The 24,252-nt window shown below is 43.6% G+C and carries 10 protein-coding genes and 1 other RNA gene; 9 read left to right on the top strand and 2 right to left on the bottom strand.

All coding sequences use genetic code 11. The features are described 5' to 3' along the window. Positions 1 to 180 precede the first annotated feature (180 nt). Both KZX55_RS04255 and KZX55_RS04250 read left to right on the top strand, forming a co-directional pair. Entirely contained in the window at positions 181 to 6,648 is a 6,468-nt protein-coding gene (locus tag KZX55_RS04255; RefSeq protein ID WP_248024911.1) for a SpGH101 family endo-alpha-N-acetylgalactosaminidase, read from the top strand. A 140-nt stretch (positions 6,649 to 6,788) separates the two neighbouring features. Continuing rightward, positions 6,789 to 15,029 (top strand): SIALI-17 repeat-containing surface protein, encoded by an 8,241-nt coding sequence (locus tag KZX55_RS04250; protein WP_248024906.1) that lies wholly within the window; start codon positions 6,789 to 6,791, stop codon positions 15,027 to 15,029. Between the two features lie 167 nt (positions 15,030 to 15,196). Here KZX55_RS04250 and pbp1a read toward each other — a convergent pair whose 3' ends face one another. Both pbp1a and recU read right to left on the bottom strand, forming a co-directional pair. Continuing rightward, entirely contained in the window at positions 15,197 to 17,362 is a 2,166-nt protein-coding gene (gene pbp1a / locus KZX55_RS04245) for a penicillin-binding protein PBP1A (RefSeq protein ID WP_248024897.1), read from the bottom strand. Continuing rightward, positions 17,359 to 17,955 (bottom strand): Holliday junction resolvase RecU, encoded by a 597-nt coding sequence (gene recU / locus KZX55_RS04240; RefSeq protein ID WP_000248761.1) that lies wholly within the window; start codon positions 17,953 to 17,955, stop codon positions 17,359 to 17,361. Before recU ends, pbp1a begins: the two co-directional genes overlap by 4 nt. A gap of 66 nt (positions 17,956 to 18,021) precedes the next feature. Here recU and KZX55_RS04235 point away from each other — a divergent pair, with 66 nt between their 5' ends. The 7 genes from KZX55_RS04235 (at position 18,022) to KZX55_RS04205 (ending at position 24,246) form a co-directional block, all read left to right on the top strand. Continuing rightward, positions 18,022 to 18,549, top strand: coding sequence for an SLOG family protein (locus tag KZX55_RS04235; protein ID WP_248024887.1), 528 nt, complete (start codon positions 18,022 to 18,024; stop codon positions 18,547 to 18,549). Positions 18,550 to 18,618: 69 nt separating this feature from the next. After that, on the top strand, positions 18,619 to 18,945 hold the full coding sequence (gpsB, locus tag KZX55_RS04230; RefSeq protein ID WP_033583802.1) for a cell division regulator GpsB: 327 nt from the start codon (positions 18,619 to 18,621) through the stop codon (positions 18,943 to 18,945). 22 nt (positions 18,946 to 18,967) lie between these two features. Beyond that, positions 18,968 to 19,349: RNase P RNA component class B (gene rnpB / locus KZX55_RS04225), an RNA gene on the top strand. Between the two features lie 83 nt (positions 19,350 to 19,432). Further along, positions 19,433 to 20,590 (top strand): THUMP domain-containing class I SAM-dependent RNA methyltransferase, encoded by a 1,158-nt coding sequence (locus KZX55_RS04220; RefSeq protein ID WP_248024877.1) that lies wholly within the window; start codon positions 19,433 to 19,435, stop codon positions 20,588 to 20,590. 12 nt (positions 20,591 to 20,602) lie between these two features. Then, the gene (mapZ, locus tag KZX55_RS04215) at positions 20,603 to 22,045 is read left to right on the top strand and encodes a cell division site-positioning protein MapZ (protein WP_248024875.1); all 1,443 of its coding nucleotides are present in this window, start codon (positions 20,603 to 20,605) and stop codon (positions 22,043 to 22,045) included. Positions 22,046 to 22,120: 75 nt separating this feature from the next. Continuing rightward, entirely contained in the window at positions 22,121 to 23,545 is a 1,425-nt protein-coding gene (gndA, locus tag KZX55_RS04210) for an NADP-dependent phosphogluconate dehydrogenase (RefSeq protein WP_007518502.1), read from the top strand. An 11-nt stretch (positions 23,546 to 23,556) separates the two neighbouring features. Then, positions 23,557 to 24,246, top strand: a complete 690-nt coding sequence (locus tag KZX55_RS04205; protein WP_000518035.1) for a response regulator transcription factor — start codon at positions 23,557 to 23,559, stop codon at positions 24,244 to 24,246. Positions 24,247 to 24,252 lie beyond the last annotated feature (6 nt).

Below are 24,252 nucleotides of genomic sequence, written 5' to 3'. Positions count from 1 at the left end.
TCTTGAGAAATTTTTGCGAATTTTCCTTTTTCCTATTGCTTTCTTAGATATTATTTGTTATATTAAAAGCATAATTATTTTTTTATTTATGACAGTTAAGCACAGTACTTTCAGAGAAAGGAGTATTTTTTAAAAAAGAAATGTAAACGCTTACTGTGAAGTGAAAGGATTAAGGAGTTTATGGATAAACAATTTTTTGAAAAACGCTGTAAGTTTAGTATTCGTAAGTTTACGCTTGGGGTAGCTTCGGTGATGATTGGAGCGACTTTCTTTGCGACTGCCCCAGTATTGGCTGATCAAGCAAGGGTTGGTTCAACAGATAATTTGCCGAGTGAACTAGCTGATTTGGATAAGAAGGCTAGTGATGAGGGGCACGATTTTGACAAGGAAGCTGCCGCTCAGAATCCTGGTTCAGCTGAAACTACTGAAGGCCCTCAAACAGAAGAAGAGTTGTTGGCTCAAGAAAAAGAAAAGTCTGAAAAGCCAAGCAATCTGCCAAAAGAATTAGAAGATAAGTTGGAGAAAGCTGAAGACAATGGGCGCGAAGTTGACAAGGATCAGTTGGCCCAAGATACTGGGAAGCTCGTCCCAGAAGATGTGGCTAAAACGACCAATGGGGAATTAAACTACGGCGCGACTGTTAAGATCAAGACGCCATCAGGAGAAGGTAGCGGTATTGTCGTTGCTAAAGACCTTGTTTTGACGGTTTCTCATAACTTTATCAAGGACAGCCAAGACGGCAATATCCGTAAGGTTGTGGACAATGATCAAGGGGATGGAGATATCTATAGCATCTCATATCCGGGATTACCAGATGTCAAGTTTAGCAAGAAAGATATCATTCATTGGGATCGTGAAGGCTATCTGAAAGGCTTCAAAAATGATTTGGCCCTTGTGAGATTGCGTACAGTTCTCGAAAATACGCCTGTTGAAGTAACTAAAAAGCCAGTTGTTAAGAAAATTGGAGATAAACTCCATGTCTTTGGTTATCCAGAAGGGAAATTGAATCCGATTGTCAATACTACAGTTGATTTTGCGGAACCATACGGAGAAGGTGTTCAAGGGATTGGTTACCAAGGAGGAAAACCGGGTGCTAGTGGCGGCGGTATCTTTGATACAGAAGGCAAACTAGTCGGTGTTCATCAAAATGGTGTAGTTGGAAAACGGAGCGGAGGCATTCTCTTCTCACCAGCTCAGCTAAAATGGATCCAGGACCACATGCAGGGAATTTCAAGTGTGAAACCAGCAGACTTGGAAGAGAAAGAAAAACCGGCTGAAGAAAAACCAAAAGAGGATAAACCTGCAGCTGCTAAACCTGAAACCCCTAAGACAGTAACCCCTGAATGGCAAACAGTAGCGAATAAAGAGCAACAAGGAACAGTTACGGTTCGTGAAGAAAAAGGTGTCCGCTATAATCAATTGTCCTCAACTGCACAGAACGACAATGGCGATAAACCAGCCTTGTTTGAAAAACAAGGATTGACAGTTGATGCTAATGGAAATGCGACGGTTGATTTAACCTTCAAAGATGATTCTGAAAAGGGCAAATCACGCTTTGGTGTCTTCTTGAAATTTAAAGATACCAAGAACAATGTTTTTGTTGGTTATGACAAAGATGGCTGGTTCTGGGAGTATAAATCTCCAACCGATAGCACCTGGTATAAGGGGGGCCGTGTAGTAGCGCCTGAGACAGGATCAATTAACCGCCTATCAATTACCCTCAAGTCAGATGGACAACTCAATGCAACGAATAATGATGAGAAACTTTTTGATACGGTCACTTTGCCAGCAGCTGTTAATGAAACTCTCAAAAATGAGAAGAAAATCGTCCTAAAAGCTGGTTCCTATGGCAATGAGCGTACAGTTGTTAGCGTTAAAACGGATAACCAAGAGGGGGTAAAAACAGAGGATACTCCTGCCCGGAAAGAAACAGGTCCGGCCGTTGACGATAGCAAGGTGACTTATGATACGATCCAGTCCAAGGTCCTCAAGGCAGTGATTGACCAAGCTTTCCCACGTATTAAAGAATACAGCTTGAACGGGCATACCTTGCCAGGACAAGTGCAACAGTTCAATAAAGTATTTATCAACAAACACGAAGTCACACCTGAAGTTACCTACAAAAAAATCAATGAGACAACAGCAGAGTACGTGATGAAGCTTCGCGATGATGCTAATCTTATCAATGCGGAAATGACAGTACGCTTGCAAGTTGTGGACAATCAATTGCACTTTGATGTGACCAAGATTGTCAACCACAATCAAGTTATTCCAGGTCAAAAGATTGATGACGAAAGAAAATTGCTTTCCACGATTAGTTTCCTTGGCAATGCTTTAGTCTCTGTTTCGAGTGATCAAGCTGGTGCTAAGTTTGATGGGGCAACCATGTCAAACAATACCCACGTCAGCGGAGATGATCATATCGATGTAACCAATCCAATGAAGGACTTGGCTAAGGGTTACATGTATGGATTTGTTTCTACAGATAAGCTTGCTGCAGGTGTTTGGAGCAACTCTCAAAACAGCTACGGTGGAGGTTCTTATGACTGGACCCGCTTGACAGCCTACAAGGAAACAGTCGGGAATGCTAACTATGTCGGAATTCATAGTTCTGAATGGCAATGGGAAAAAGCTTATAAGGGCATTGTCTTCCCAGAGTATACCAAGGAACTTCCAAGTGCCAAGGTTGTTATCACCGAAGATGCCAATGCTGACAACAAAGTCGACTGGCAAGATGGTGCCATTGCTTATCGTAGCATCATGAACAACCCTCAAGGTTGGGAAAAGGTTAAGGATATCACAGCTTACCGTATCGCGATGAACTTTGGTTCACAAGCACAAAACCCATTCCTTATGACCTTGGATGGTATCAAGAAAATCAATCTCCACACAGATGGTCTTGGGCAAGGTGTTCTCCTTAAAGGATATGGTAGTGAAGGTCATGACTCTGGTCACTTGAACTATGCTGATATTGGTAAACGTATTGGTGGTGTCGAAGACTTCAAGGCCTTGATCGAAAAAGCGAAGAAATATGGAGCACATCTAGGTATCCATGTTAACGCTTCTGAGACTTATCCTGAGTCTAAATACTTTAATGAAAATATTCTTCGTAAGAATCCAGATGGAAGCTACAGCTATGGTTGGAACTGGCTAGACCAAGGTATCAACATTGATGCTGCTTATGACTTGGCGCATGGACGTTTGGCTCGCTGGGAAGACTTGAAGAAAAAACTTGGTGAAGGTCTCGACTTTATCTATGTGGACGTATGGGGCAATGGTCAATCAGGTGATAACGGTGCCTGGGCTACCCACGTTCTTGCTAAAGAAATTAACAAACAAGGCTGGCGTTTTGCGATCGAGTGGGGCCATGGTGGTGAATACGACTCTACCTTCCAACACTGGGCAGCTGACTTGACCTATGGTGGCTACACTAATAAAGGTATCAACAGTGCTATCACCCGCTTTATCCGTAACCACCAAAAAGATTCTTGGGTTGGGGACTACAGAAGTTACGGTGGTGCAGCCAACTACCCACTTCTAGGTGGCTACAGCATGAAAGACTTTGAAGGCTGGCAAGGACGAAGTGATTACAATGGCTATGTAACCAACTTGTTTGCCCATGACTTGATGACCAAGTATTTCCAACACTTCACTGTAAGCAAATGGGAAAATGGCACACCAGTGACCATGTCTGATAACGGTAGCACCTATAAATGGATTCCAGAAATGAAGGTTGAGCTAGTTGATGCAGCAGGTAACAAGGTTGTTGTGACTCGTAAATCAAACGATGTCAATAGCCCACAATACCGCGAACGTACAGTAACGCTCAACGGACGTGTCATCCAAGATGGTTCAGCTTACTTGACTCCTTGGAACTGGGATGCAAATGGTAAGAAACTTCCTACTGATAAGGAAAAAATGTACTACTTCAATACGCAGGCTGGTGCAACAACTTGGACACTTCCGAGCGATTGGGCAAATAGTAAGGTTTACCTTTACAAGCTAACTGACCAAGGTAAAACAGAAGAGCAAGAACTAACTGTAAAAGATGGCAAGATTACCCTAGACCTTCTAGCAAATCAACCATACGTTCTCTACCGTTCAAAACAAACCAATCCTGAAATGTCATGGAGCGAAGGCATGCATATCTATGACCAAGGATTTAACAGCGGTACCTTGAAACACTGGACCATTTCTGGTGATGCTTCCAAGGCAGAAATTGTCAAATCACAAGGCGCAAATGAAATGCTTCGTATCCAAGGCAATAAGAGCAAGGTCAGTCTTACTCAGAAACTGACTGGCTTGAAACCAAATACCAAGTATGCGGTTTATGTTGGTGTCGATAACCGTAGTAATGCTAAGGCAAGTATCACAGTGAATACTGGCAAGAAAGAAGTGACTACTTATACCAATAAGTCACTCGCTCTCAACTATATCAAAGCTTATGCTCATAACAATCGTCGTGAAAATGCTACAGTTGACGATACAAGTTACTTCCAAAACATGTATGCCTTCTTTACAACTGGATCAGACGTATCAAACGTTACTCTTACTTTGAGTCGTGAAGCTGGTGATGAAGCAACTTACTTTGATGAAATTCGTACCTTTGAAAACAATTCAAGCATGTACGGGGACAAGCACGATACAGGTCAAGGAACCTTCAAGCAAGACTTTGAAAATGTTGCTCAGGGTATCTTCCCATTCGTAGTGGGCGGTGTCGAAGGTGTTGAAGACAACCGCACTCACTTGTCTGAAAAGCATGATCCATATACACAACGTGGTTGGAACGGTAAGAAAGTTGATGATGTTATCGATGGAAATTGGTCACTCAAGACCAATGGACTGGTTAGCCGTCGTAACTTGGTTTACCAAACCATCCCACAAAACTTCCGCTTTGAAGCTGGTAAGACCTACCGTGTAACCTTTGAATACGAAGCTGGATCAGACAATACCTATGCTTTTGTAGTTGGTAAGGGAGAATTCCAGTCAGGTCGTCGTGGTACTCAAGCAAGCAACTTGGAAATGCATGAATTGCCAAATACTTGGACGGATTCTAAGAAAGCCAAGAAGGCAACCTTCCTCGTAACAGGTGCAGAAACAGGCGATACTTGGGTAGGTATCTACTCAACTGGAAATGCAAGCAATACTCGTGGAGATGCTGGTGGAAATGCCAACTTCCGTGGTTACAACGACTTCATGATGGATAATCTCCACATCGAGGAAATTACCCTAACAGGTAAGATGTTGACAGAAAATGCTCTCAAGAACTACTTGCCAACGGTTGCCATGACCAACTACACGAAAGAGTCTATGGATGCTTTGAAAGAGGCGGTCTTTAACCTCAGTCAGGCAGATGATGACATTAGCGTGGAAGAAGCGCGTGCAGAGATTGCCAAGATTGAAGCTCTGAAGAATGCTTTGGTTCAAAAGAAGACAGCCTTGGTAGCAGAAGACTTTGAAAGTTTGGATGCGCCAGCTCAATCAGGTGAAGGTATTGAGAATGCCTTTGATGGCAATGTGTCTAGTCTATGGCATACATCTTGGAATGGTGGAGATGTAGGCAAGCCTGCAACCATGGTCTTGAAAGAACCAACTGAAATCACTGGACTTCGCTATGTTCCACGTGGATCAGGTTCAAATGGTAACTTGCGTGATGTGAAACTGGTTGTCACAGATGAGTCTGGTAAAGAACATACCTTCACCGTGACAGATTGGCCAGATAACAACAAGCCAAAAGACATTGACTTTGGCAAGACAATCAAGGCTAAGAAAATTGTCCTTACAGGTACCAAGACTTACGGAGATGGTGGCGATAAATACCAATCTGCAGCGGAACTCATCTTTACCCGTCCACAGGTAGCAGAAACACCGCTTGACATGTCTGGCTATGAAGCAGCTTTGGCTAAGGCGCAGAAATTAACAGACAAGGACAATCAAGAGGAAGTGGCTAGCGTTCAGGCGAGCATGAAATATGCGACGGATAACCATCTCTTGACGGAAAGAATGGTGGCCTACTTCGCAGACTATCTCAACCAATTAAAAGATTCTGCTACGAAACCAGACGCTCCAACAAGTAGCAAGGGGGAAGAACAACCACCAGTTCTTGATGTACCTGAGTTCAAAGGCGGCGTCAATGCAGCAGAAGCAGCTGTCAATGAAGTCCCAGAGTTTAAGGGCGGTGTTAATGCAGCAGAAGCAGCTGTACATGAGGTTCCAGAATACAAAGGTGGCATCAATGCAGCAGAAGCAGCTGTACATGAAGTTCCTGAGTTCAAGGGAGGAGTTAATGCGGCAGAGGCAGCTGTACATGAAGTCCCTGAGTTCAAGGGTGGGGTTAATGCAGTTGAAGCAGCTGTCAATGAAGCCCCAGAGTTTAAGGGCGGCGTCAATGCGGTTCAAGCCTTGGTAAACGAGAAACCAGCCTACACAGGTGTATTGGCTACCGCTGGAGATCAAGCAGCTCCAACAGTTGAAAAACCTGAGTACCCGCTCACTCCAAGCCCAGTATCTGATACCCAAACTCTGGAAGATAAAGAAGAGAAACTTCCTGCTACAGGAGAACATGGTTCAGAAGCTGCCCTCTTCTTAGCAAGTGTGAGTATCGCTTTATCTGCTGCGGTCCTTGCGTCAAAACGTAAAGAAGATTAATGGGATTTGATTTCAGCTGTTCAAAGCAACTCGAATCAAAAAGGAACAAACAGCCGGAGAGGACCTCTTGGTTCTCTCCTTTTTCAAAGGAGAAATGATACCGCTTACTCATGTATGCGGATGAAAGGAATAGGAGAAAGATGGATAGACATTTTTTTGAGAAACGCTGTCACTATAGTATAAGAAAATTTGCAATCGGTGCAGCCTCCGTTATGATTGGTGCTAGTATCTTTGGCGCCAATATGGTTCAGGCGGCAGAAACAGCAACACCTTCAGAGACAGAGGGAAGTATTACTCATGTTGAGGCCCTAGATAAGTTACCAGATGATTTAGCCGCTGCGCTTGAAAAGGCGGATGCAGAAGCTGCAACAGAAGCAAGCCATGAAGAAACTCCAGCGACTGATGAGGGAACCAATCCTGCAGCAAGTGAAGAGGCAAAACCAGAGACAAGTCCTAAGCCAGCAGAAACGCCGAAACCGGTTGAAACACCAAAGGCAGACAATCAACCTGCGGAAACCACTACACCAGCAGAAAAACCAGCTGAAAAGACAATCGAAGATAGAGAAGATGTCAACCATCTCGAGGGTGCTACTGCCCAGGCGAGCAACCATGAGACTGGGACAAACTTTACTGCAGATAAGGCCATTGATGGAGATGACAATACTCGTTGGGCAACAGATAGAGATGTACCAAAACCAACCTTCGAATTAACTCTTCCAAAAACTACTCTCATCAAGCATGTAGAAATTGACTGGGATCGTCGTCTTCGTAATGGGCAAAATGACCCAAATATCAAATCTTGGAGTCTCTACTACGCAGGTCAAGAAGATGTGGGGGCTAACGGAGAAAAACAATGGAAACTCGCTCATACCAAAACCGGAGAACCTGTTTTAGACGAGAAAGTTGACCTAGCTGACAGTATCCAAGCTAAGTACCTCAAATTGGAGGTCAATGATTACCAAGCTGGCACAATGGGTTGGAGAAATGTTGGAATCCAAGAAATTCGAGCTTATTCAAACGTTCCGGACCATAGTAAGGTAACGGATATCCGCCAAGTAACCGAACTAACAGTAGCAGAAGACGGACAGTCGCTTGTTCTACCAACTTTACCAGGGAAAGTTAGCCTTATAGGAAGCAACAAGCAAGGTGTGATTGACCTTCAAAATCACATCTATAAGCCTTTGACAGACCAACGCGTCAAGGTCATGGTGCAACAAATCAGAGATAGTCATACTTTTACAAAAGAGTTTGAAGTAGTCATCAAGGGCCTACATCAGGACGAAGGTGTGGGTGTGAAACCAAAAGTAGCACCAGCTGTTCAACAATGGTATGGGAAAGAAGGCCAATCTTCTATCACTTCAGATACAGTTCTTGCGACAGGAGATTCAGGATTTGATCAGGCTGCAACCTTCTACCAGTCAGACCTTGCAAGCCGTGGATTGGAACTTGCAACAGGTGACAAACAGGCTCAAAAACGAATCGAATTTAAAAAGGTTGAAAACAAGGGGTACGGTAAGGAAGGCTACGGCATCACTATCCAAGATGATGTGATTACCATCGAAGCTGCCACAAACACAGGAGCCTTCTACGCCACTCGGACTCTTCTTCAAATGGGAGAAACAGACCTACAAAATGGTGAAATTCGTGATTTCCCAAGTTTCAGCCACCGTGGCTTTATGTTGGATACAGGTCGTAAATTTATCCCTTATGACACTCTTGTAGACATCATGCTCAACATGGCTTACTACAAGATGAACGACTTGCAGTTGCACCTTAATGATAACTATATCTTCCTCAAGGAACACTTGGCAGGTAAGAATTTAAGTCCAGAAGAACAACTCAAGTATGTACTTGAACACGCTAAGACTGGTTTCCGTGTGGAGACAGACATTGTCGGTCAGAATGGTCAAAAATTGACATCAGACGAGCATTATACCAAGGAAGAAATGCAAAATCTGATTAAACTTGCCAAGGCCTTGCATATCAACCTAGTGCCAGAAATTGACACGCCAGGTCACGCTCTATCATTTGTCAAAGTTCGCCCAGACCTCATGTATCAAGGTAGTTTGAGCGATTATGCAGGCAAGCACAATGTTGAGCGCGTAGCTATGCTGGACCTAGATAAAAAATACGATGAAACGTTGGCTTTTGTCAAATCAGTTTATGACAAACTCCTCGATGGTCCAGATGCACCGCTTCATGGCGTATCCACTGTTCATATCGGAACGGATGAATACTATGGCAGCAGAGAAAGCTATCGTCGCTATGTCAATGACCTTATCAAATACATTAAAGGAAAAGGCTATACCCCTCGTATCTGGGGTTCGCTCAGTGCGAAACGAGGGAACACCCCTGTTGATTGGAACGGAGTAGAAGTTGATATCTGGAGTATCGGATGGCAACGACCAAATGAAGCCATTGCTCAGGGAGCTAAGATTATCAATATCACGGATGTACCGACCTATAGTGTGCCAAGTGGAAGCAATAGTCAAGCAGCCTACGGGGACTATGCTAACTACGAACGTCAGTACAATAGCTGGACACCGAATGATTTTAGAATAGGTGGAGGTCCACTTCTACCAGCTTCTCATCCAAGTATTCTTGGTGGTGGGCACGCAGTTTGGAATGATAACATTGACCTTCATGAGACCGGTTTGACCTCTTATGATATCTTCAAACGCTTCTTCAAGAGTATGCAAACAACTGCAGAGCGCACCTGGGGATCCGACCGTGCAGCTGCGACCTTTGCAGAACGCACCCTACCAACCAGTCCTTATGCGCCGCAGTCAAATCCTGATAAAGAGATTGATCAAAGCGACTTGTTTACCATCAATCCTGAAACAGTCAAGAACTATGCAAGCAAGAAGGTGAAGACAAGCGAGCAAGGATTGGCTTTTGAGAAAGACAGCAGTATCGAAGGATTGGCTGGTGATGTTGGTCCAAGTCATGTCTTGAAGTTTGATGTAACTGTCACTGGAGACGGGGAACAAACCTTCTCAACAAGTGGGGACAATCGTATCTATTTAGCTGATAAAGATGGTTATCTTGCTTATCAATTTGAACAGTTCCATATCCAATTCAATAAAAAACTTGAAAAAAACAAACGTTATCAAATCTCTATCGTGACCAAACCACAATCAACCGAAGTCTATGTGGATGGTGAAAAGATTGAGCGTATCGCGGATCCTGCGCATCCACGTTTGGCTCATACAAGCTTGGTGTTGCCACTTGAAAGTATCGGTGGCTTCAAGGGAATCTTGCACAGCGCTGAGTTGTCAGACAAAGCATTTGTAAACCCTCGTTTGATTTCAAATGATAAGATTACTGCAACCGCAAGCAGTCAGCAACTTCCAGGAAACGCGACTGAAGGCGCTGTTGAAAAGGCCTTTGACAATGATCCAAATACCTTCTGGCATACTAAATGGACTGGTGACACTGCGCCATACACTCTTACTATGACCTTGAAAGAAGCAGAAAAAGTCAATGGCTTGACGTATCTCCCACGTCCAGGTGGTGGAAATGGTGTTGTGACGCGCTACGAAATCTACGCACAAAAAGATGGCCAAATGGTCAAGGTTTCAGAAGGAAGCTGGGACAACAACGCCCAAGAAAAAACAGTCAACTTTGCGGCGGTACATACCAACAAGATTGAGTTGAAAGTATTGGAAGGCGTTGGTGGTTTTGCAAGTGCAGCTGAAGTTCATCTATTGAAACCTGTCAAAGAAGAGCAAGAAACGCCTGCACCAAGTCAACCAGAAAAACCAACTACACCAGAAAAACCAAAAGTAGAGCAAACCGGTGATGGAACAGTTGAATTGGCAGATCAATTCACTGCAAGTAAACCAGCTAGCGAAGACAGCATTGCAGCTGCCAGCAAGAGCGCAGACTATCTCAAGAAAGAGTACAAGGTTTTCCCAACGCCACAAAAAGTGACTTATGGAGAAGGTGTCACAGCTCTTCGCAAGCAAGTCAATCTGGTCATGGGCGATCAACTCGATATCTATACTCGCAATCGCTTGAAGAGTGTCTTGCAGGACAATCAAGTATCTTATACAACTGGCAAGGCGGCAATCGCTGGCGCAACCAATATCTATCTTGGGGTGCATGGACAAGGTTCACAAGCAGAGCAAAACTTGTCTAAGGTTTCAGCAGGTCTCTTTGACAAGATTGACGCCTATGTCTTGAGCATCAAGGATAATTCGATTTCCATCGTCGGAAAAGACACAGATGCAGTCTTCTATGGTTTGACAACTTTGAAACACATGCTCAAGGAAAGCCAAGTACCAGTCCTTCGCAATGTAACAGTAGAAGATTACGCAGAGCTCAAGAACCGTGGTTTCATCGAAGGATACTATGGAAACCCATGGTCGAATGCCGATCGTGCAGAACTCATGCGTTTTGGTGGCGATTTGAAATTGAACCAATACTTCTTTGCACCAAAAGACGATCCATACCACAACAAGAAATGGCGTGAACTCTATCCAGAAGAAAAACTAGCTGAAATCCGTGAACTTGCTCGTGTCGGAAATCAAAGTAAAACACGCTATGTCTGGACTATCCATCCATTCATGAACAACCGCATCCGCTTTGGCAATGAAGCGCACTACCAAGAAGATTTGGCAACCATCAAGGCTAAATTTACCCAGTTGATGAAAGTGGGTGTCCGTGAGTTTGGTATTCTAGCAGATGATGCTCCAAGCCCAGTCGGAGGCTACAATAGCTACAACCGCTTGATGAAAGACATGACGGATTGGTTGACTGAAATGCAGGGAACTTACAGCGGTCTTCGTAAAGAAATGATCTTTGTTCCTGGCCAGTATTGGGGTAATGGACGTGAGGATGAGTTGAAATCCCTCAATGAAAATCTCCCAAGTTCAACATCCATGACCTTGACGGGTGGTAAGATTTGGGGTGAAGCCTCTGAAAGCTTCCTTTCAACTCTCAAGAACAATCTATCCGCAGGTGGCAAGACTTATCGCCCAGTTTCACTTTGGATTAACTGGCCTGTAACAGATAACTCTAAACAACACTTGATTCTAGGTGGTGGTGAGAAATTCCTTCATCCAAATGTAGATCCAAGCTTGCTATCTGGTATCATGTTGAACCCAATGCAACAGTCTGAACCATCTAAGATTGCCCTCTTTTCAGGAGCTCAATACTCATGGAAACAGTGGAAATCAGAAGAAGAAGCTAAGAAAATCAATGACATTGCCTTCAACTTTGTAGAAAATGGTCATTTTGAAGATAGCAAGGTATCAGCAGCCTTCCGCGAACTTGGTAAGCACATGATCAACCAAAACATGGATAATCGTGTCGTCAAACTAGAAGAATCGGTAGACTTGGCTCCAAAATTAACAGACTTCATGACCAAGCTTAAAGCAGGTCAGGATGTGACTGCCGAACGTGCAGCCTTGCGTGCGGAATTTGCCAAGATTAAAGAAGCAGCCGAACTCTATAAAGCATCAGGCGATAAAAAAATGGTTGCTCAAATCCACTATTGGTTGGATAATGCAATCGATCAAATGAATGCTCTCGATGCCTTCCTTACAGGAACTGAAGCCATGGCTACAAACGATGCAGCCAAACTTTGGGATAGCTACTATAAAGGTTTGAAATTGTACGAACAGTCTCAAACTCATACCTTCCATTATGTAGACCATCTTGAAAAGGCTGAGTTGGGTGTTCAACATATCCGTCCATTTATCCTATCCTTGAAAGAAGTTCTAGCGTCTGAAGTTCAAAAAGTCTTGCACCCAGACCAAATCATCAGCACCTTTATCACCAATCGAACAGGTGTAGAAGGTGGCTTGGCAGAAGTAACGGACGGCGACTTGGCAACTCATGCGATTATTAAATCACCAAATAGCATCAAGACAGGTGATTATATTGGTATGAAGTTCAACAAGCCAGTAGATATCCAAACCTTGACCTTTGCTATGGGAACGCAGGCAAATCCACGTGATACCTTTAGTAAGGCAGAAGTGCAGTATCTAGATGAAAATGACAACTGGGTAACCTTGAAAGAGCCAAGCTATGTCGGAAATGAATCCCTTCTTAAGTTTGAAAATCTCACTATCAAGGCCAAGGCAGTTCGCATGATTGCGACAGCAGACCGCGAGAATACTTGGTTTGCAGTTCAGGAAATTGCAGTCAACCGTCCAGTTGAAAAAGCTCGTAGCCAACAAGCAACGACAGTTAGTCTAAGCTCAAACTTAGTTTACAAACTAAATACCTCAGCCCGTCAAATCACTGATGGCAAGGACAATACAGAAGCCATGATGGCAAACGCTGACGGTAGCAATACAACTCCAGTAGATGCTTGGGCACAACTTGACCTCGGTGAAGTCAAGTCAGTCACTAAAGTACGACTTCGCCAAGGAACGGGTGATAAGCTTGCCGCAGGTGTACTTGAGTACTCTACAGATGGAGCTGCATGGCAAGAATTGGATCGCCTATCAGGAGAACAAACCAAGGAAGTGACCAGAGCTATCAATGCTCGTTACATCCGAGTACGCAATACCAAGGCCCTCGACCTCTGGTGGCGTATCCAAGACTTCTCTGTTGAGACACGATCTGGAAACAGTGAGTTAACAGACACCAACGTGGAATCCTTGAAGGAAACGCCGGTAGTGGATAGCTTGGGCAGTTACGAGCTTCAAATTCCAGCTGGAACCAAACTCCCTGCTCATAGCTATCTAGGTATGAAGCTTGACCGCATCCATCAGATCAAGAGCATCCAGCTCCAAGGTCAGGCAAATCCAGCTCTTAGCCTAGAGTATTCTGCAAATGCGCAAGAATGGACGCCAGCTAGCCAGTTGACAGACAGATCTGTAGTGAGCCACTTGGTACGTTATGTTCGTCTGGTCAATAAAACAGATCAGGAACAAGCTGTGACAGCCACTTCTCTCCTTGTGACAACCAAAGAAGTGCAACCAACCAAACTAGAATCTACAACTATGGGCATTCATCCAACATACGGAAGCAATGATGTTCGTAAACTGAACAACCTAGATCAACTATTTGACGGCGTTTACAACAACTTCGTTGAGTTTTCAGACTATGCCCATAAAGATGGTCACGTAACCTTGAAACTTGGTAGCGAACGTACCATCAAGAAGATTAGAGCCTACATCCAAGACGGAACTCAAAACTACCTTCGTGATGGTAAGATCCAAGTCAGCCAAGACGGTAAAACTTGGACAGATGTCGTGACAGTAGGAGATGGTGTGGCTAATAGCCAACACGATGATTCATTGACAGATGGTTGGACACATGATTCTAAGATGCCAGGAAATCGCTACATCGAAGGAGAATTGACGACACCAGTCAAAGCTAACTATCTCCGTGTCCTCTATACGGCAGACTATGATGCTCGTTTTGTAGGCTTTACAGAATTGGTCATCAACGATGGTGAGTTTGTCAAACCAATCAATGATCCAACAGTAGAAGGAAGTAGTGGAGAAAGCCAAGGCAACCTTTATAATAATCTTGTAGACGGCAAAGTCTTGACCAGCTACAAGTCTGAAAAAGACAAGGGCGAATTGGTGTATCACTTGTCTGAACCAACCAAAGCTAACCACCTTCGTCTTGTTTCCAGTCTTCCTGAAGGAGCTAAGGCACGTGTTCTTGCTAGAACACTTAAGGATGGTCAAGACAGTTGGACAGACCTCGGTGCCATTACATCTAGTCTCCAAACCTTCGCTATCCGAAATGGTGGCTCTCTTCTAGACGTCAAATTAGCCTGGGAAGGTGGCAAGGCTGAGTTTTATGAATTGGCGAGCTTCTATCAAGAATTAACAGAAGAAGCTGCTCAATCAAGCAAGGGTGAAGAACCAGCACCCGTTCTTGAGATTCCTGAATTCACAGGTGGTGTCAATGCAGCTGAGGCCTTGGTACATGAAGTACCAGAGTACACAGGCCCAGTAGCAACAGTGGGTGACCAAGCTGCTCCAACAGTAGAGAAACCTGAGTTTCAAGGTGGTGTCAATGCAGTTGAAGCCTTGGTACATAAGCTTCCAGAGTACACAGGCCCATTATCGACAGTAGGCGACCAACCAGCTCCGACAGTTGAGAAGCCTGAGTTCCAGGGCGGTGTCAATGCAGTTGAAGCTTTGGTACATGAAGTACCAGAGTACACAGGTCCAATCTCAACAGTAGGCGACCAAGCCGCTCCAACTGTAGAGAAACCTGAGTTTAAACTTAGCTCTTTAGCTTCCTATCAAGGTAAGACGCCAGATTATAAGCAAGAAATAGCTAGACCAGAAACAGCTGAACAAAGCTTGCCAGCAACTGGTGAGAGCCAATCTGACACAGCCCTCTTCCTAGCAGGTGTTAGCCTAGCCCTATCTGCTTTCTTTGTAGCAAAAACAAAGAAAGACTAGTATTTAGTAAAATCTCTTAACAAGATTACGAACTCAGTTTCTTATCTTTCTCGATGAGGTTTATAGTACGTAGAAAGCCTGAGAAGATTTCTTCTCAGGCTTTTGCTAAGCACATAAATACGATACTGCTATGAAAAAATCACCCAGAGTATTCTGGGTGATAAATGTTATGGTTGTGCTGGTTGCGGATTCTGGTTTTGTTGGCCAGGGATTGTATTTGATTGTTGCGTATTATTGTTAGGATTGGTAGTCGTACTATTATTTGTGCTTGGAGTAGTTGTGCTAGACTGTGAAGTTGAGCTTTCTGATGATGAGCTTGAACTTTCAGATGTCGAACTTTGTTGTGTAGATGATGAAGGGGTCCACGTATTGCGTGCTCCATTTTTAAAGACAAATTCTCCGCTTCTGTAAAGACCCTCAGGCATCGTCCAGTCACCAGGATGATCATCTTCAGAGAGATAAGTCATCATTGAACGGTAGACCTTAGCAGCGACATAGAAGCCATCACCAACGATAGGAGTAAGACGATTTGAGTAACCTGTCCAAACTGCCATTGAATATTTACGAGTATAGCCAACGAACATTTCGTCTGGAGCTACCAAATCAGTATTTTTGATGTAGTTTTCAATCTCATCATCTGTATAGTTTGACGTACCGGTTTTACCAGCTTGTGGTAGCCAAGGGAGGTAGGCTCCTCGACCAGTTCCGTATGCCAAGACGGTTTTCATCATATCTGTCATCATATAGGCTGTCGTTTCTTTCATAGCACGTGTACCAGAATCAGAGAATTCTTTTGAACTGCCATCACTAAAGACAATCTTATTGATATACATAGGTTTGCGGTAGATACCGCCATTGGCAAAAGCAGCGTAAGCCGCAGCCATCTTCTCGCTGCTTGCTCCATACTTTTTGTCAGACTCGGTTGTATTACTTGAAATAGCATTAGCATAGTGTATGCTTGGGTAGTCAATACCGAGTCCATTTAGAAACGTCTTGGCACGATCGAGTCCTACTTTCTCTAGCGTTTCTACAGCCGGCACATTCCGTGATTGTTGGAGAGCATACTGGAGTGTTATGTTTCCAAAGTAACTCTTATCCCAGTTATAGACAGGGGTAGAGGTTCCAGGGTAATTATAAGGACTATCGTGAACAATCGAAGCAGTTGAATCATAAACGCCATATTCCAAAGCAGGAGCATAGTCTGTAATAGGCTTCATGGTAGAACCCCAGTCACGGTTAGTTTCTACAGCTTGGTTTATTCCAAAGGAAACATTGCTTGATTGGTGGCGAGCACCTAATTGGGCAATGACTTTCCCGTTTGTGACATCAACGATAGTAGAGGCTACCTGTAACTCATCATCTGGATAGTTGACATACTCGTCCGTATTGTAAATATCCCAGAGACGTTGTTGGACCTTAGAATCAACGTTTGTGTAGACTTCCATACCCGTAGTTAAAAGGTTGTAACCTGTTTCCTGTTCAACTTGGTCAATCACCTCTTTGAGGTAATTATCCATGTAAGGAGGATAACTGTTAGCTGATTTTAGGCTTTGAAGTCCATCTGTAATTGGAGTATTAATCGCTTTTTCATATTGCTCAGCTGTAATGTAGCCTTGCCCTTTCATCTCAGAGAGGACGAGATTACGACGTTCTTGAGCAGCTTCTGGATGCGAGTATGGATCATATTGGTTTGGAGCCTGAGGCATACCAGCAAGGAGAGCCAGTTGAGGAATACTTAGATCTTTGAGATCCTTGCCATAGTAACTTTGGGCAGCTGTCTGCATTCCGTAGTTACCGTTTGACATGTAAACCTTGTTGATGTAGTAGGTCAAGATCTCTTGCTTAGTCGCTTTTTGTTCTAGCTGAACGGCTAACCAAGCTTCCTGGGCCTTACGAGAAAGAGTCTGATCAGAAGTTGACGTAGAGAAATAAGTTAACTTAATCAACTGCTGCGTCAAGGTGGAAGCTCCTTGCAGACCTCCACCACCACGAAGGTTTCGTAGGGTAGCACCTAGGATACGGATCGTGTCGATTCCTCGGTGATTAAAGAAGCGATGGTCCTCAATCGAAACAATAGCGTTGACCAAATCGGTCGGTATTTCGTTTGCTTGGGCATTGACCCGACGTTCCGATCCAAGATCAGCGATAAGTTCATCATTGCTATCATAGATCTTACTTGACGTTGTAGCAACTAGTTTACTTTCAGATAGGGCTGGAGTCTTGCTAACATAGTAGAGAAAGAGACCTCCGCCCAGCATAATAGCTGCGATAAATACAGTTAAGAAGCAGATACTGATATATTTAGCTATTCGCAGGATATTTTGTTTGTTCATCTTGTTTTACCACCTAGTAAATGTTCTTTGATAATATCGAGATAGGGAATCTGGGGAAAGGCACCCAGCTCAATCCTATATCCATTTTCTCGAATATATCCAAGTGGCATTGACTTTTGTCCCTTATCTTGATGATAGAAACGAATCAGGTCAACAGCCGGCAATAAATAAGTTTCTTGCTGAGAAGCAAAGTGAAGAAGGACAAAGCAGATTCCTCGCTGGGCAAGGACCTGTTCCATATGCTGAATCTGATGGTGATGGAAATTCTTCATCGGAATCGCATGTTTTTGCCTAGTTTCCTTTGCTTCAAAGTCGATGTAATATCCATCATAAACCCCTGAATAGTCTGTGGTTGAGGCTTGTCTAAAGTAGGCTTCAACGATCTTGGCTCGACTTCGTTGGGGATAGTCAACACGTACGATTTGGATGGGAGTTGGTTTCTTGTGAATCACTGCCATCCCATGCGACAAGTAATAATCGTTCGTAGCGTTGATCATCTTTTCAAAAGACATTCCCCGATTTGCGAAATTTTTAGTTTGTGACGGGGGAGCTTGTCTCTTCTGTGATGAAATTTTATGTGGATAGTTGACCATAATTCTCCTTATTGGTACAATAACATCACTCTATTATATCATAAATTTACAAAGAAAGGGTTAAAAATGACAACAGCCTTGATTTCAGGTTATTCTGCCTTCGACCTTGGTCTCTTTAATGACAAGGATATTCGCGTTGATATTATCAAAACAGCTATTCGGAGAGACCTGGAGCGTCTAGCAGAGGAAGGGGTGACCTGGCTTGTCTTTACTGGGGCTCTGGGCTTTGAGTACTGGGTGCTTCAGGTGGCGAAAGACATGAAAATAGACTATGAATTTCAGCTGGCGACCATTTTTGATTTTGAAACCCATGGTAGTAACTGGAATGAAGCCAATCAAGTGAAGTTGAGCGAATTCAAGCAAGTTGATTTTGTTAAATATGCCTATCCACAATATGAACACAAGGGACAACTACGTGATTATCAGAAATTTTTACTGGAGAACACAGATATTTGCTATCTTTTTTATGATGAAGAAAACAAAACTAAATTACAATATTTTTACCAAATGATGAAAAATCAAGCGGACTATGTTACAAGGCAATTAACATTTGATGAGTTAAATGAACTAGCAGAAAATTTTTCTGAAAAGTAACCCTTTGACCTTGATTTTTACTTGTCTTTTTTTATATAATAATACTAGTAACCCAGAATGGAGAGAGACATGGCAAGTATTATATTTTCAGCAAAAGATATTTTTGAACAAGAGTTTGGACGCGAAGTACGTGGATATAGCAGAGCAGAGGTGGATGAATTCCTCGATGATGTGATTAAGGATTATGAAACCTACGCAGCTTTGGTTAAATCCCTTCGCCAAGAAATTGCCGATTTGAAGGAGGAGTTGTCTCGTAAACCACAGGCGACTCCAACTCAACCAGACTCTATTGAAGTAACAGCTTCTACTTCAATGACAAACTTTGATATTTTGAAACGCTTAAATCGTCTCGAAAAAGAAGTATTTGGTAAGCAAATCTTAGACAACCAAGATTGATATTGAATAAGGGATGAGTGCAATTTTTGGATAATCGCGTGAAGAGGTTCTCTTTTCATGAGGAAAGTCCATGCTAGCACAGGCTGTGATGCCTGTAGTGTTTGTGCTAGGCGAATCCATAAGCCTAGGGACGAGTGATCGTTACGGCAGTCGAAATGGCTAAGTCTTCGGATAGGTCAGAATAGGCTTGAAAGTGCCACAGTGACGGAGTCTTTCTGGAAACAGAGAGAGTGGAACGCGGTAAACCCCTCAAGCTAGCAACCCAAATTTTGGTCGGGGCATGGAGTGCACGGAAACGAACGTAGTACTCTGACTGCTAGCAGATTTATGCTGTTAGCGGTAGACAGATGATTATCGAAGGAAGTGGTCCTAGTCACTTCTGGAACAAAACATGGCTTATAGAAAATTGCATATAGGTTGAGGCTGAGAAATCTTTCTCAACCTCATTTTTTAAAGTGAACAAGAGAAAGGTCCTGCAAGACTAGAAATGAAAGAACAATTTAATTTAATCGCAACTGCTGCGGCGGGTCTTGAGGCTGTCGTTGGACGAGAAGTGCGAGATCTGGGTTATGATTGCCAGGTTGAGAATGGACGTGTCCGCTTCCAAGGAGATGTGAAGGCAATCATTGAGACCAATCTTTGGCTTCGTGCAGCGGATCGCATCAAGATTGTAGTCGGAAGCTTTCCAGCTAAGACCTTTGAAGAGCTTTTTCAAGGTGTTTTGGCTCTAGATTGGGAAAACTATCTCCCGCTTGGGGCGCGTTTCCCGATTTCAAAGGCCAAATGTGTTAAGTCAAAACTTCATAACGAGCCCAGTGTTCAGGCTATTTCTAAGAAAGCTGTTGTGAAGAAATTACAAAAACACTATGCCCGCCCAGAAGGAATTCCCTTGATGGAAACTGGTCCTGAGTTTAAGATTGAGGTATCTATTCTGAAAGATGTGGCAACTGTCATGATTGACACGACAGGTTCTAGCCTTTTTAAACGAGGTTATCGTACGGAAAAGGGTGGAGCGCCAATCAAGGAAAATATGGCAGCGGCCATTTTACAACTATCTAACTGGTATCCAGACAAGCCCTTGATTGATCCGACCTGTGGTTCAGGAACTTTCTGTATCGAGGCGGCTATGATTGCCAGAAAGATGGCTCCTGGCCTACGCCGTTCCTTTGCTTTTGAGGAATGGAACTGGGTTAGCGATCGGTTAATCCAAGAGGTCCGTACTGAGGCGGCTAAGCAAATTGATCGTGAACTTGAGCTGGATATCATGGGCTGTGATATTGATGCTCGTATGGTGGAAATTGCCAAGGCAAATGCCCAAGCAGCAGGTGTTGCAGGAGATATCACCTTTAAACAAATGCGGGTACAGGACTTGCGCACAGACAAGATCAATGGCGTTATCATTTCCAATCCACCATATGGGGAACGCTTGTCTGATGATGCGGGAGTTACCAAGCTCTATGCTGAGATGGGACAGGTCTTTGCACCACTGAAAACCTGGAGTAAGTTTATCCTGACGAGTGACGAAGCTTTTGAAAGTAAGTACGGAAGTCCAGCAGATAAAAAACGAAAACTCTATAACGGAACCTTAAAAGTGGATTTATATCAATATTTTGGTCAGCGTGTGAAACGCCAAGAGGTAAAATAGAAAGGTAAACTCATGAGTAAGAAAAGACACGATCGTCATAAAAAAGAACAGCAAGAGCCACAATTCGACTTTGACGAAGCAAAAGATTTGACTGTTGGTCAAGCAATTCGTAAGAACGAGGAGGTTGAGGCTGGAGTATTGCCTGAAGACAACATCTTGGACAAATACATCAAACAGCATCGCGAAGAGATCGAGGCAGATAAGTTTGAAACTCGTCAGTTTGAAAAAGAAGAGTTGGCTTCTACTCAAAACTTAGAGGAATTGATCCAAGAAGTTCGTGAATCAAGTGAACTTTCTGAAGAGGTAGACGATTCAGACCTGGTTTCCGAGGAATCTATTGAAGAGATAGACAATGAAGAAACTACTCAGTTTGTTCCACCACTTCAAGATGAGGAAAGTACTGAAATGGAGCCTCTCGTTTTAACAGAAACAGCATCCAAGGAAATGAATGAGGAAAATGAGGAACAAGAAGAAACCTATACTTCCCTATCACGATCAGTGCAGACGGAACCTGAAACAGGCTCTAAAAAGAAACGTCTGATTACCATCGTTTCTGTGGTAGCTGCGATTCTTGTTCTTGCTGGGACGTATTATGTCTACCGTCAGGTATCCCGTTCGAACCAAGAAATCCAGTCTTCTCAATCATCTTCAGGAAATCAAGAATCGCAAACCGACTTGCAAGAGTTCAATACGCTTTATGATTCCTTCTATACAGATGCCAATAAGACTGCTTTAAAAAATAGCCAGTTCGATAAGTTGAGCCAGCTAAAAACCTTACTGGATAAGTTAGAAGGTAGCCGTGATTATACACTAGCTAAGTCAAAATACGATAGCCTAGCAACTCAAATCAAGGCCATTCAAGATGTCAACGCCCTCTTTGAAAGTCCAGCTATTACTGATGGTGTCTTGAATACCAATGCTAAAGCCAAGGCGGATGCTAAGTTCACGGAAGTTAAAACGGGAAATACAGAGCTTGATAAACTGTTAGATCAGGCGATTAGTCTTGGTAAGAGTCAACAAACCAGTGCTTCCAGCTCAAGTTCTAGCACGAGTCAAGCAAGCTCAAGTTCAGCTACAGAAAGCAGTGCAAGCAGTACGACGCCTTCAACAAGTACCACGGCACCGGCTAGAGATACAAATGGTGGTTTATCTGGCGATGGGGTTAATCTTCAAAGAAGTGCTAGTCGTGTACCCTACAACCAATCAGCTGTAGACGATAGCAATAACCCTGCTTGGACGTTTGCAGATGGTGTATTGGAACAAATCCTAGCAACCTCACGTGCTCGTGGCTATATCACTGGCAACAAATACATTCTCGAACGTGTCAATATTGTAAACGGAAACGGCTATTACAACCTCTACAAACCAGATGGAACCTACCTCTTCACCCTCAACTGTAAGACTGGTTACTTTGTAGGGAATGGTTCTGGCCATGCAGATGACTTGGACTATTAGGAGTCCGTTACAAAATTCTTTCCTTTCATAGGTAAAAATGATAAAATAAAACAAATTAAATAAGAGGAGTGTCACATGACAAAAGCTAACTTTGGTGTCGTAGGTATGGCCGTAATGGGTCGTAACCTTGCCCTAAATATCGAATCTCGTGGTTATACAGTTGCCATTTACAACCGTAGTAAAGAAAAAACAGAAGACGTAATTGCCTGCCATCCTGAAAAGAACTTTGTGCCAAGCTATGACGTTGAAAGCTTTGTAAACTCAATCGAAAAACCTCGTCGTATCATGCTGATGGTTCAAGCTGGACCTGGTACAGATGCAACTATCCAAGCTCTTCTTCCACACCTTGATAAGGGTGATATCTTGATTGATGGAGGAAACACTTTCTACAAAGATACCATCCGTCGTAATGAAGAACTAGCAAACTCAGGGATCAACTTTATCGGTACTGGAGTTTCTGGTGGTGAAAAAGGTGCCCTTGAAGGTCCTTCTATCATGCCTGGTGGACAAAAAGAAGCCTACGAATTGGTTGCGGATGTTCTTGAAGAAATCTCAGCTAAAGCACCAGAAGATGGCAAACCATGTGTGACTTACATCGGTCCTGATGGAGCTGGTCACTATGTGAAAATGGTCCACAACGGTATCGAGTATGGTGACATGCAATTGATTGCAGAAAGCTATGACTTGATGCAACACTTGCTTGGCCTTTCTGCAGAAGATATGGCTGAAATCTTTACTGAGTGGAACAAGGGTGAATTGGACAGCTACTTGATCGAAATCACAGCTGATATCTTGAGCCGTAAAGATGATGAAGGTCAAGATGGACCAATCGTAGACTACATCCTGGATGCTGCAGGAAACAAAGGAACGGGTAAATGGACTAGCCAATCAGCTCTTGACCTTGGTGTGCCATTGTCACTCATCACTGAGTCAGTATTTGCTCGCTACATCTCTACATACAAAGAAGAGCGTGTGCATGCTAGCAAGGTCCTTCCAAAACCAGCTGCCTTCAAATTTGAAGGTGACAAGGCTGAGTTGATCGAAAAGATCCGTCAAGCCCTTTACTTCTCAAAAATCATCTCATACGCACAAGGTTTTGCCCAATTACGTGTGGCTTCTAAAGAAAATAACTGGAACTTGCCATTTGCGGACATTGCATCTATCTGGCGTGATGGCTGTATCATCCGTTCTCGTTTCTTGCAAAAGATTACAGATGCCTATAACCGTGATGCAGACCTTGCAAACCTTCTTTTGGATGAGTACTTCTTGGATGTTACTGCTAAGTACCAACAAGCAGTGCGTGATATCGTAGCTCTTGCTGTTCAAGCTGGTGTACCAGTGCCAACCTTCTCAGCAGCTATTACTTACTTTGATAGCTATCGTTCAGCAGACCTTCCTGCTAACTTAATCCAAGCACAACGTGACTACTTTGGTGCCCACACTTACCAACGTAAAGACAAAGAAGGAATCTTCCACTACTCTTGGTATGACGAAAAATAAGTAGGTCTGCCATGGGGAAACGGATTTTATTACTTGAGAAAGAACGAAATCTCGCTCATTTTCTCAGTCTGGAACTCCAAAAAGAGCAATACCGTGTTGATCGGGTCGAGGAGGGGCAAAAAGCCCTCTCCATGGCTCTCCAGACAGATTATGACTTGATTTTACTGAATGCTCGTCTGGGGGATATGACGGCCCAGGATTTTGCAGAGAGGCTGAGTCGAACAAAACCAGCCTCAGTGATCATGGTCTTGGACCATCGCGAAGAATTGCAAGACCAGATTGAGACAATCCAGCGCTTCGCCGTTTCTTACATCTACAAGCCAGTGATTATTGATCAGCTGGTGGCTCGTATTTCAGCGATTTTCCGAGGTCGGGACTTTATCGACCAACACTGTAGCCAGATGAAGGTCCCAACGTCTTACCGCAATTTGCGTATGGATGTAGAACATCATACCGTTTATCGTGGCGAGGAGATGATTGCTCTGACGCGCCGTGAGTATGACCTTTTGGCCACTCTCATGGGAAGCAAGAAGGTCTTGACTCGTGAGCAGTTATTGGAAAGTGTTTGGAAGTACGAAAGTGCGACAGAAACCAATATCGTGGATGTTTATATCCGTTATCTACGTAGCAAGCTTGATGTAAAAGGTCAAAAAAGCTACATTAAAACCGTGCGTGGTGTTGGGTACACCATGCAAGAATAGAAAAGC

Source organism: Streptococcus halitosis, assembly GCF_023147855.1.
GTDB lineage: Bacteria > Bacillota > Bacilli > Lactobacillales > Streptococcaceae > Streptococcus > Streptococcus halitosis_B.
This window is presented reverse-complemented; position numbering and strand designations above follow the sequence as displayed.